Annotated in this window: 7 protein-coding genes; all 7 read right to left on the bottom strand. The window is 48.2% G+C overall.

The window, feature by feature from the left end; translation table 11 throughout:
- Positions 1 to 23: 23 nt before the first annotated feature.
- The 7 genes from MKX59_RS08775 to MKX59_RS08745 all read right to left on the bottom strand — a co-directional run bounded on the left by MKX59_RS08775 (position 24) and on the right by MKX59_RS08745 (position 12,474).
- Complete coding sequence (locus MKX59_RS08775) at positions 24 to 3,137, bottom strand: alpha-mannosidase (protein ID WP_340858255.1); 3,114 nt, start codon at positions 3,135 to 3,137, stop codon at positions 24 to 26.
- Positions 3,137 to 5,440, bottom strand: a complete 2,304-nt coding sequence (locus tag MKX59_RS08770; RefSeq protein ID WP_340858997.1) for a glycoside hydrolase family 3 N-terminal domain-containing protein — start codon at positions 5,438 to 5,440, stop codon at positions 3,137 to 3,139. Before MKX59_RS08770 ends, MKX59_RS08775 begins: the two co-directional genes overlap by 1 nt.
- 22 nt (positions 5,441 to 5,462) lie before the next feature.
- Positions 5,463 to 6,383, bottom strand: coding sequence for a carbohydrate ABC transporter permease (locus tag MKX59_RS08765; RefSeq protein ID WP_028542304.1), 921 nt, complete (start codon positions 6,381 to 6,383; stop codon positions 5,463 to 5,465).
- A 23-nt stretch (positions 6,384 to 6,406) separates the two neighbouring features.
- Entirely contained in the window at positions 6,407 to 7,336 is a 930-nt protein-coding gene (locus tag MKX59_RS08760) for an ABC transporter permease (protein ID WP_340858252.1), read from the bottom strand.
- A gap of 111 nt (positions 7,337 to 7,447) precedes the next feature.
- Positions 7,448 to 8,926, bottom strand: coding sequence for an ABC transporter substrate-binding protein (locus MKX59_RS08755; RefSeq protein ID WP_340858250.1), 1,479 nt, complete (start codon positions 8,924 to 8,926; stop codon positions 7,448 to 7,450).
- A gap of 187 nt (positions 8,927 to 9,113) precedes the next feature.
- A complete protein-coding gene (locus MKX59_RS08750) occupies positions 9,114 to 10,637 on the bottom strand; it encodes a response regulator transcription factor (protein ID WP_068942248.1) in 1,524 nt (507 codons plus the stop codon).
- Positions 10,630 to 12,474, bottom strand: a complete 1,845-nt coding sequence (locus MKX59_RS08745) for a sensor histidine kinase (protein WP_068942190.1) — start codon at positions 12,472 to 12,474, stop codon at positions 10,630 to 10,632. Before MKX59_RS08745 ends, MKX59_RS08750 begins: the two co-directional genes overlap by 8 nt.
- Positions 12,475 to 12,625 lie beyond the last annotated feature (151 nt).

Here is a 12,625-nt window from a genome sequence, read left to right as displayed (position 1 = left end):
GCTTTTTCGCTCCTTTATCATATCTATTGCAAGCGTATCGTTTTAATTTCATAAGGTGTAAAAGACAATGTGAGACAGCTACCTTCCAGCTCAAGCGGCTGAAGGGGTTCCTCCAGCGCATTCGACACGTAGGCTGCGTTGAACGTGTAAGGCCAGATCAACTTGATCGTTTCCCGTCCCCCAGAAGATTCGTACAAACGAAGAATCGTCCCCAGTCCATCTTCGGCCGGCTTGATCGTATCCAGCATAACGTGACAGCTATCAAAGTTAATGAACGATCCGCTGCTCGGCAGCACTCCGGTGCTGCGCTTTTGCTGTTGCACAACAGGCATATCTTGGTTCAGCTCAGCCGCATGACGCAAGGTATGGGCGCTGCGCCAGTCTCCCACATGCGGATATAGCGAATACGTAAAATCGTGCTCGCCCAGATCGGCATCTTTATCCGGCCATTTGGGTGCACGCAGCAGAGACAGACGGATGGTGCTGTCTTGAATGTCGTAGCCATATTTGCAATCATTAAGCAGACTCACTCCATACCCGTGCTCGGAAACATCCGCAAATCGGTGTCCACACACTTCATACTGCGCCTGCTCCCAGCTCGTATTCCGATGAGTCGGCCGCTCCAAAGCACCAAAAGGAATTTCATATGTCGCCTTGTCCGTAACCACATCTATAGGAAAGCCTACCTTTAGCAACTTGTGCGCTTCATTCCAGCTCACATGCGTCTTGAAATCAATTCGCCGCTCATGATGATAAAAGATCACATCCTGTGTCATTTCAGATTGATGGATTCGCCATCGGAAGCGCAGCACATCCTTCGTTTTCCCCTGGAGCACTACTTGTTTTTCCAGCAACTCGGCTTCTCCTGCTACCTGTTCCTCATAGCGGTCATCCAACTCCCATGCATCCCACAAGGTCGGACGGTCATGGAAAAAATGAAAACGGTTTGCCCGTTCCCCTTGCTTCAAGATTTCACGGTTTGCCGCTTTATCCAGCAGACGAATCATTTCGCCCCGCTCATTAAATTGCACCTTATAAAATCCCGTCTCCCAGATATCCCCCAGCGATCCAGATATCACATCTAGCTCGGGCTTCTCACCTGTTTGAGCCTGTTCTCGCTCCAACCAAATCGTTTTGTAGCCCAGTGCAGGAACATCCGGAATACGCACCGAAATGCCGCCTTCCTCCATATCGATGTCCAGCCGCTCGGCTTCATCATTAGCGTAGTGGTAGGCATACACTCCCTTTGCCGATTCCGTAGCGATATGGATCACGGCACTACGGCTCCAGCCCAGGCTGTTAAACACAAGATACGGCATTCCTGTTCTCGAGCCTTCCGTGTTCACTTGAGCCGCCAGCGTCGTAATCCCCTGTTGAAGCCCGACATGTCCCCATTCGAAAATTTGCTGATACTCCTTATCCGAAGTCCCGTAAACCTCGGTAATCGCAGAGCCGGGGATAATATCGTGGAACTGATTCAACAAAATCAGCTTCCAGCCCTCATGCAATGCCGAACAGATGTCCTGCACCTGCTTCGGCTCCAGCTTTGGTAATGCTAGCGTGCTCCATAGCTCTGCCTCGCGGTAGACTCCCTCCGCTTTCCGGTTATTACGTTTGTTGCGAGCATGGGTCGTGTAGGTTCCCCGGTGCAACTCAAGGTACAAGTCACCATGCCATTGGGGAAGCTTCGGATGTGCCTGATCTATGCCTGCGAAAAACTGCCCCGCCGTGCTGAACCGACTCGCAGGCAGTCCCACCATTAGCGGAGAACGCTCTATATATTCCAGCATTTCACGCGTAACTCCACCGCCGCCGTCTCCATGTCCATAGAGCAACATGTGCTCAGGATGAGCCGATTTTTCACGATAGGACTGCCAATGGTCATGAATGTCCTGTGGCCGTGTATTTTCATTCACGCCATGATTGAGGTAGGACAACATCGAAGTACCATCGATGCCCACCCAGTGGAACAAATCGTAAGGAAACACATTCGTATCATTCCAGCCGAGCTTGGTCGTCATAAAATAGTCTATCTTCCCATGCTTTAAAATCTGCGGCAGGGACGCACAGTAGCCGAACGTATCCGGTAGCCATTCGATATGAGAGGTTTTGCCGAATTCCTGTTGGTAAAAACGCTGACCATACAGCATTTGGCGGATGAGTGATTCGCCACTAGGCAGGTTCAAATCAGGCTCTACCCACATCCCCCCAACCAGCTCCCACCGTCCTTCGGCGACTCTCGCTTTGACCCGTTCATACAGCTCTGGATCATTTTCCTTTACAAAAGAGAACAGCAGCGGCTGGCTCTGTGCATATTGATATGCCGGGTATTCATCCATCAGCGCATCCACCGTTGAGAAGGTTCGGCTTGTTTTCCGTACGGTCTCGCGCATCGGCCACAGCCAGGCAATGTCAATGTGCGACTGTCCTACCATGTGCTCCAAACCTTGCGCATTCCCACCGATCTCCTGAACTTGCTGAATGAGCTCCTTTTCTGTCGCTGAGATCGCTCCCCCTTCTCGAATGGCGTCTTCCTCCAAATTCGCAAAGCAATCCATCACCCCATACAGAGCTTTCAGCAGGCGTATTCTGCGGATATCGCCCTCAGGCAGCAGTAGAGCGGCTTCGCTAATAACGGTAACGGTATACATCAGACTCTGCACGGGCTTGTTTGGCCGTACAAGATAGCTTGTAATAGAAGAAATCGGAGGTTGAATGACAGCCTGCCGATTAAGTGGATCAACGGGTTCGGGTACAGGATCAAACAGTTCTATATCCAATACCGGTGAAGGCCCGATGACCTGCGGATTAAGCGTGACATAGGTATGATTGCGATCAAGCCCGTGATAGGCAGCACCATTGACCCGCAGCAATCCTTCTCCCCCGGACTCAAACACCAATCCAAAAGGTTTTCTCAACCACGCTGTCGGTACATCCAACTGCGTTTGAAAAAAATAAGTCGTCCCCTGACTGCTGGGGAATCGCTTGAGGTCCAGTCCTTCCGATAAAGGTGCGTCGTCTTCGTATTGACCTGGTGTTTGGTAAGTGGAGCGTGTAATGTTCCAGCTTCGCAAATCCAGCTTCTCCAGCCATTGGCATTCCGACAATTCCCGAATCAGGCGTTTGATACGCTCCATTATTCATCCTCCCGTACGATCAACTCGGCACACAGGGTATCTTTGGAGTGCCTGCCTACTTGAATAGAAAATCGCCCTGCCTCAACGACCGGCTGTAGATCACGCCCTATATATTGCAGCTTGTCGGAGCCTACAACAAACTCAACCGTCCGTGTTTCTCCCGGCTTTAATACAACTTTGCAGAAGCCCTTGAGCTCCCTGATTGGGCGGGTCACCAAACTCACCGTGTCCGAGATATAAAGCTGTACCACCTCAGCTCCTTCCCGTTCACCCGTGTTGGTTACATCGACTGTAACCGTAACGGATTCGTCCGCTCGGATCGAGTTGGTGCTTAATGTAAGCCTTTCATAGCTAAATGTCGTATAGCTGAGACCGTAGCCAAACGGATAGCAAGGCTCGGAATCGTCCTCCAGATACCGCTTGCCCCGGGAACGCTTGCCATTGTAATATACCGGCAACTGGCCGACATGCTTAGGGATGGAGAGGGTCAAACGTCCCGAAGGATTTACATCCCCAAATAAAATATCCGCGATTGCATGTCCCCCCTCCTGACCGGGATACCATGCTTCCACAATGGCGTGCGCATGCTGCTCCACCCACGGCTCAGCAATCGGTCGCCCGTTCATATAAATGACGACCAGTTCCTTTCCCAGCCTGTAGACTTCCTGCATGAGTTGGAGCTGTACCCCCGCAAGCCCCAACGTCATCCGGTCGATGCCTTCGCCGCATTCCATGTCGTTCCAATCGTGATCCGATACCTTCGACGCGCCGGTTTTAAGATCAATCGTCCCTTCCCCGAAATCGCGGGCGCTGGACCCTCCAACCACCATCACCACTGTATCGGCCTCAGCCGCACATGCCAGTGCATTTTCAAAGCCTTCCCGGGATTCTCCCTTGATCCGGCAGCCAGGTGCGTACAGAACGCTAACCTGATCCTTGCCCAGCTTGCCACGGATACCATCAAGTACAGTTATCACGCGGGATCTCGGCTGCGGTGATGTATAATCTCCCAACTGATTGTAGACCTGATCCGCATTCGGGCCGATGACCGCAATACGCTTGGAGGTTTTCGGCAGGGGGAGCGTTCCATCGACGTTTTTGAGCAGCACAATCCCTTCTGTCGCAAGCTGACGAGCCAACCGAATATGCTCCGCCTGACCAATCACCTGCTCTGCTCGTTCCGCATCCACATACGGTTTGTCAAACAGACCCAGCCTGAATTTTAGCGTGAGCACCCTGCGAACCGCCCGATCCAGCACACTCGTCTCCAGCTTGCCAACGCGAACCGCCTCGGCCAGATGACTTCCGAACATTTCGCCGGACATTTCCATATCAATCCCTGTGCGAATCGCCTGCACAGCGGCATCCGATCCATCCTCGGCCACATCGTGCCCGCTCGCCAACATTTCAATCGCGCCACAGTCCGTAATGATCACACCGTCAAATCCCCACGCCTGACGAAGAATATCGTCCAATAGCTCAGCATTCACTGTACACGGGACCCCATCGATTTCGTTATAGGCTGGCATAACAGATTGCGCCCCTGCTTCCACCGCTTTTTGAAATGGATACAGATCCACCTCCAAAAGCTCGCGCCAGCCCATATGCACAGGTCCGGCGTTACGTCCGCCTTCCGAGCTGCCATAGCCTGCAAAATGCTTTAATGTGGCAGCTACGCTATGTTCGCTGAGTAAGCTTTCCCCCTGAAGCCCCTCCACTGCGGCAACAGCAAATTCACCGATGAGATAAGGATCTTCGCCGAAGCATTCCTCTGTGCGTCCCCAGCGCGGATCACGCACAACATCAAGCACGGGCGAGTACGTGACTGCCCCACCCTGAGCGCGGGTTTCACTCGCAACCGCACGGCACATATCGCGGTACAGATCGACATTCCATGTGCTGCCGATGGACAGCGGAACCGGAAACACAGTGCCGTCAATCGCCATATGCCCATGAGAGCATTCCTCACCGATCAGTATCGGGATGCCCAGCCGGGAATGCTCTACCGCATAGCGTTGGATCAAGTTCACAGCCTTCGCCCCTTGCTTGGCAGATAAGCCATTCTCCAAGGTCACCCCGGTCCACGGATCAGCGCGAAGTACCCCGTATAAGGAACCGACTCCCCCATTTTGCACCTGCTGCTTGAAATCATGATGTAGGGACAATCCCCCATCTGTGTGCTCATACACTTGCCAGCCAAAGGGCTGCACAAGCTGTCCCACCTTTTCCTCTATTGTCATCAAACCGATTAAGTGCTCCACCCGTTCTTCGATCGGTTTGCTTTTATCTTTATAAATCAACATGGTCATGCCCTCTCCTCCCCTGTTATTCCTTCACAGCCCCAACCGTAAGCCCCTGCACAAAATAACGCTGGAAAAATGGATAAGCGAATATAATAGGTAGCGTCGCCAGTACTACCATCGCCATTCGTGAAGTATCCTGCGGAATGGATTGAAGCGCAGCCAGGCTCATAGAGCTATTCTGCGAATTTTGCTGGATGAACTGAATGCTGGATTCAATCCGCATCAGCATGGACTGAAGTGGCACCAGATTGGGATTGTCAATATACAACAGGGCATTAAACCAGTCGTTCCAGTAACCAAGCGTGCTGAATAAACCAATGGTCGCAAGTCCAGGCAGAGAGAGCGGAAGCACCATTTTTAAAAAGGTGTAAAACTCGCCTGCCCCATCTATTTTGGCTGATTCGACGATGGCATCTGGCACGCTGGTGCTATAGAATGTGCGCAGGATCATAATATAAAAGGCATTCATAGCCAGCGGTAAAATCAAAGCCCAAATCGTATCCTTAAGCCCGAGCAATTGGGAAACGACCATATAGGTCGGGATCATTCCGCCATTAAAGAGCATGGTTAAAATTGCAAAAACCGAAAAAAATCTTCTATAACGGAAGCTCTTTCGTGAAATAGCATACGCATATAATGAAATAAGAATGAGACTGATCACCGTACCGATGACCGTTACAGCAATCGTCACCCCATAGGAGCGCAGTAGCGTATCACTGGTACGAAATATGAAACGATAAGCCTCCAGACTCCATTGGGACGGGAGTAACCGATATCCGTCCCGCGCCAGCGTTTTCTCATCGGTTAGGGAAATAATGACGACGAATAAAAAGGGAAATACACACAAGAACGCGAACACCCCTGCTACCACATTCAGAACAACATTCCAGCCCCGTGAAATATGATGGAAATCTCGTTTTTTTCTTTCTTTTCCAGAAGCCACAGTCCACACCCCTCTCCTCTTTTTTAGAACAAAGCGCTGTCTTTATCTATTTTTCGCACAACATGATTGGATAGGATGACGAGAACGAAGCCAACCACCGACTGATACAAACCTGCGGCTGTGCTCATCCCAATTTCCCCTGTCGTTTTCAACCCGCGATATACATAGGTGTCGATGACGTTCGTTACCGAATACAAGGTGCCCGAATCTCTTGGAACCTGATAGAACAAACCAAAATCCGCATAAAAAATCCGACCAACCGCAAGCAGCGTCATTATGATAATGATCGGCGAGAGCAAAGGGAGCGTCACATTACGAATTTGCTGCCATTTGCTGGCTCCATCTATCATGGCTGCTTCATACAAGGATTTGTCGATCCCCAAAATCGAAGCCAGATAAACGACACTGTTATATCCGATCGCCTTCCATAGACTGATTAGAATCAAGATATACGGCCAATAAGCAGCCTCCGAATACCACTGAACCGGCTCGATGCCAAACCCTGCGAGAATTTGATTCAGCATTCCCCGATCCATGCTCAGAAAGCTGAAGGCAAAGTAGCCCACAATGACCCATGATAGGAAATACGGGAGAAACATGCCTGTCTGGTACAGCTTCGCCAATCGTTTATTAATCAGTTCGGAGAGCAGAATAGCCATAGCTACCGAAAACACAAGTCCGAGAATAATAAAGACCAGGTTATACAAAAGGGTATTTCGCGTGATGACATAGGCATCGTTGTTATTGAACAGAAACTTGAAGTTATCCCAACCCACCCACTTGCTCGTATAAATACTGGCCCAGAATCCTTCCCTGTTAAAACGATATTGCTTGAAAGCAGCCACTGTTCCGACCAGCGGCAGATATGAAAAGAAGAAGAACCAGATAGCGCCGGGCAGCACCATGAACAGCATAACTTTGTTTCTCATCACATTTTTGAAAAATGCGGCCATAGGTATCCCCTCCCAATCTGTTATGAGAAAAGCAGCTAAATTAGCTATTGGAAAAAGACCGGGCGTAACTTACACCCGCCCGATCTCTCCTATATTTCACGACCTAAAATATTATTTGCTGTTTTTTTCCTTCCAGGCATCAAGCTGGGATTGCGCTTCCACCATCACCTTATCCAGACCAGCCTGCTTGAATTTCTCAATCACTTTCGGGAGATTCGTTTCCGGGTCCAGCGTACCTGTCATCAGCGAAGCCCAAAATTGCTCTTTGACGTTCTGAACGGCTGCCATCTCCGCAGATACTTTACTGCTGTCAAAGTTGAAGCTTAGGATTGGAGAGTTTTTTCCTTCCGAATTGAACTTCTTGAATTGCTCCCATTTATCAGCCGGATCATTCGGATTCAGATACAACAGCATATTGTTGCCGAGTGAATACGAAGGCATATCATAGTTTTTGGAATTAGCCAGATTTTCGATATACTGGCCATCTGTTTTTTTGTAATGCACTCCTTCAATACCGGAGTCAACCATATTGCGTAATACCGGATCTGTATTCAGCAGGTTCAGGAACTGCATCGCCTTTTCAGGGTTTGCCGAGTTTGCCGAGATCGCCATAATGGAGCCCTGTACAGACGTATTGGTCACAATTGGATCGCTGGCAGGTGTCGATATCACTGGATAGCCGTAGCTTGCAGACCACAGGTTATCGGCCAGCGGTTGAGTTTGCGCACGATCCAGAAACCAGTTTCCGGACGTAGTTAAATCATTGGTCGAGCCTGTGGTTGCAGCTTCCGGTGATACGTATCCGGCCTTGTAATACTTATGCATCGTCTTTAGCGCCTGCTTCATTTCAGGCGTTTCCAAGATGTTTACGATCTTATAATCCGTGGTATCCAGTTTGACAGCCATCGGCAGGTTTTGAATGATATAGTCATATGGAACATAAGGAACATAGTTTTTGTCCATGCCGAATGCAGTTACGCCAGGCTCGTTTTCTTTAATCGTTTTGAGCAGAGGCTCCAGGCTATCCAACGAGCGGACATTTGAAAGGTCCAGCTTGTATTGGGTCAGCAATTTGTTATTGAACCGCCATACCTCTTGCTGCGGAAGCTCCTTATTGGCAGGAATGCCATAATAATGTCCATCCACCTTAGAGCCTTCCAGAAACGCAGGATCAATCGTCTTTTTAAGATCCTGGCCGTACTTGTCAAGCAAGTCGTCCAGTTCCATGAAAGCGCCCTTTCTGGCATTTTGCACATAATCAAAGCCACCGGAAGCCGTGAATACAATATCCATTGGCTCTCCCGAAGCCACGTTCACCTGCATTTTTTGCGGGTAGTCACCCCAATCGACCATTTTCATTCTGATCGTGGCGTTTATTTTCTTTTGGGTATACTTGCTAACCTCTTCCATCACCCGATCGACATCTTTTTGAGGCGTACCAATGGTGTACCAGATCAGTTCTACCGGTTTTTCCGCTCCTCCATTCGTCGTTTCCCCGCCACCGCTGCTTCCTCCACAAGCACTGAGAATGAGCGTCAGCACCATACACATCACGAGAACAAGCGAGTATCCTCTTTTGTTTTTACCCATGTATGATCCTCCCTTATGAATTGGAATTTGACCCTATCTTGTTCATTGGAAGTCGCTTATGGGATTTTTGCAAAATCCTCATTTATGAAGCAACTACATTAACCTTAACTAATGTAAGCACTTTCATAAAGAAGATAAACTTAATAAACCAAGGTACAAATTAAAGAAATCCATGTACACCTGGTATTTATCCCAATCCTTTATAGTCTGTCGGGGAAATGCCCACATATTTTCTGAACTGCTTATAAAAATATCCCGTCTCCCAATACCCCACGTTCCGCGCAATTTCGTGTACCTTGAGATTGGTGTTTTTAAGCTGTTCCTTGGCTTTTTTAATCCGGTACTGATTGATATATTCAGCAAAGGTTTCGCCCGTTTCCTTATGAAACAACTGACCGAGATAAACGGGATGAAGGTGGTACTGGTAACCTAATATTTTTAATGATAGCTCCTTGGCATAATGAACATGGATATAGGACAGCACCTGACTTACGATAGGGTTTTTCATATCTTGTAGCAGTGAATTCACCGTCTCTGTCGCCACATGCTGAAGCGCACTCACCAGCTCTGCCAATGTCGTACAGCATTTTATCTGGTGAAGCCCCTGCTGAAACCGTTCCGACTCATTGGAATGCTTGATGTTCTCCAGCTCCATCTTGAACCGGATCACCAACTCCAGCGCCATATTCCGCAGTTCATCCGGGGTAACACTTTCGAGATGCTGAAGCTGCTCAAAATCACTCTGAATTCGTGCGGTAAGCGCATCTAGGTCTCTTGCTATAATCAGCTTCACATAATCCTTCCAGTCGATGGAACAAGTCTCGCCAGCGTTGCCCTCGCTCTCCTCCAGCATTGTATAGTCAATGATCCGGCGGTCATTATATATCATAAAATATTCCAAAGATTTTTTAGCTTCATTATAGCTGCGTGGAGCTGCAGCAAGCGAACCGGCGCTGCCTATCCCGATATACACCGTTTCTTCCCCGTCCGTCGACCACTGAACAGAAAAATCCTCCAAGAGCGTTAACAAGTCCTGTCTGCCCTCATCATAATTCGGTAGTGCGGCAATGATTACACTAACCGCATCAACATCGCGAAACAATGTTAAATCGGGCTGGTGTTGAATGTACTGCCTTAACTGTTGATGCATTCCTGCCGAATCCCCTTCCGTCCGTAACACAGCTACCTCCATGAAGGGGATATTTAACGAAAAACCTATCAATTCAGCACGTTCCTGGAATTCTGTAGGCGCAATCTGTCCTGTCAGCCAACGGTACAACGTATTTTCCTTGAGAACCTGCACCCCAAACGTCTCATATTGTTGATCCAACCGGGACCTGTCCAACTTCTCCATTGTATTGCATAAAGTGGATTCCAGTTCCTCCACATTAATCGGCTTCAAAAGGTAATTTTCGATGCCCAGCTTCATGCCTTCCTTCAAGTAATCAAATTCATTAAATCCGCTCAACACAATCGCCTTCAAGTCAGCATGCAGCTTTCTCGCCTCATGAATCAGCCTGAGACCATTCATCGTCGGCATAGAAATGTCCGTAATCAGTACGTCCACGGGTCTGGAGGCCAGCGCTTCCAGCGCTAAAGATCCATTTTCCGCATGTCCGACAATTTCTAGCCCAAAAGAGGTCCAATCCACAATATCGTATAATCCCTCAATGATAAAAGGCTCATCGTCTACAATAAATACTTTATACATATATGGCATCCATCCCTTCCCTGTTAGGGCATCGTACCCGAATCGTCGTTCCCTCGCCGCTGCGGCTCTCCAGTTCAATCCCGGAATCGGCTCCGTGTAAAAACCGAAGTCGGGTGTGCACACTGCGTAGTCCAAACATTTGTCCGTCTTCTTCCTGGCGTTCCAGTTCCTCCAGAATCTGTTTCAAACGCTCCCCTTCAATGCCCTTCCCATTGTCACGGATCTCAACCAGCAGAACCTCCCCCGTTTCACTCACTTCAATGGTCAGCACATTATCATTCCGGTCGCTTTGTATACCATGAACAATATAATTCTCAATAATGGGTTGAAGCATCAGCTTCATGACAGAACGAGTATACAACTCGGGGTCGACCGTAATCGTGTAATTGAACCTTTCCTTGTAGCGTATTCTGAACAACTCAAGATATAATCTGCAAGCCTCCAATTCATCTTTAAGCGTGTATATTTTTTTCTGCTGAACCAGGCTTTTGAACAATACCGATAAGCTATAGATCATTTCTCCTACATCCTTGGCTCCCTGGGAAATCGCCCTCATTCGTATCACTTCAAGCGTGTTATACAAAAAATGTGGATGAATACGTGCCTGCAAGGCAACAAGCTCCGTTTGCTTTTGCTTGATCTCTGCTTTATACACCCGTTCAATATATAGATTAAGATCGTCCAGCATATCGTTGAAGCTTCGAGAGATTTGTCCCAGCTCATCCTCTTGGGGGTCTTGGATACGAGCTGTAAGATCGCCATTTTTCACCTGACGGGTGAATTTAATAATCCGATTCGTTCGTTTAGCAAAGTTAATGACGAAAAAGGCAGGGAACAGCACAGCAAACAGAATACAAACGACACTGATTGTCAAAATCGTATTACGGATACCCCGGTACGATTGAGCCATTTCCTCATTGGGGACTGCCCCAATCACGACATATCCTTCGTCCGGAGAAATCAGCTTGTTGATGTACATATTTTGCTTCGCCTGAATGATCCCGGCATCGGAATCCACATCGTCATATAATGATCGGGTCACTTCGACATAAGGATACGTTTTCCCGTAATAGTTACTCCTTGAATCGAACAGAACCGTTCCATGGGTGGACAGAACGATAATTTCGCCCTTTAGGTTGTTCCCGTAGCTGGAAAGTGCATTGGAGATACTTTTGGAATTTAGAAACACCAGAAGCTGACCGGTATTTTTGAGTGTTTGCTTATTGTTAATGGGGACTTGTAACGAATATAACGAGGGGCTCCACTGATCGATCGCCTTCCGAATCCAGTAATTCGGAGCAGAGACGCTTTTGCTTTCGGCAGCCATCACATCCGGTACAAAGGAACGCGCCGCATGCACCGGGAATTGCTTGAATTGCTTGCTCTCATTGAAGGTGGACAAATATTGCTGGTCGGCACTGTACAATATCAAATTGCTAATATCGCTATTTTCATCCAGCCAATTTTTAAAATAAGTGAGCACATCTGTTGAATAATCATGACTCTCCATGTACGTCTCGTCCATGCGGTGCTGTACATATTCGGAATACGCGTGGTCCATAAAAAAAGAAACGTTCATCGAGAGCGCCTCATTCCGGTACATATCCCGCACCATGTTCTGAACGGATTCATGCCGGAGATGGATATAGCGGTCAACACTCTCCATCGCTGCTTTCTGGGTATCCAGTTCCCGTCGAATCATGGATTGCGATATGGATATATACGTGACATATGCAATCGTAATAATTGACAAAATGGCAATACAGGAGAACAACAATAGTATCCTCAGGAACATGTTGTTTTTAAAATAAGCTGTGTATCTATTGCCCCTTTTCATCGTATAAGCCCTCCAGGATCGTTCATGCGTAAATAAAGTATACCATGTCCTTCGCTGGATATAAGTAAGCGCATTCATAAAAATGAGGATTTTCTTTAATTTAAACGCCATATCTTTAATTTAGCCTCTATTTAAAAACCGTTTTATTGAT

This window comes from Paenibacillus sp. FSL R7-0340 (assembly GCF_038002205.1).
In the GTDB taxonomy this organism is placed as follows: domain Bacteria; phylum Bacillota; class Bacilli; order Paenibacillales; family Paenibacillaceae; genus Paenibacillus; species Paenibacillus polymyxa_B.
This window is presented reverse-complemented; position numbering and strand designations above follow the sequence as displayed.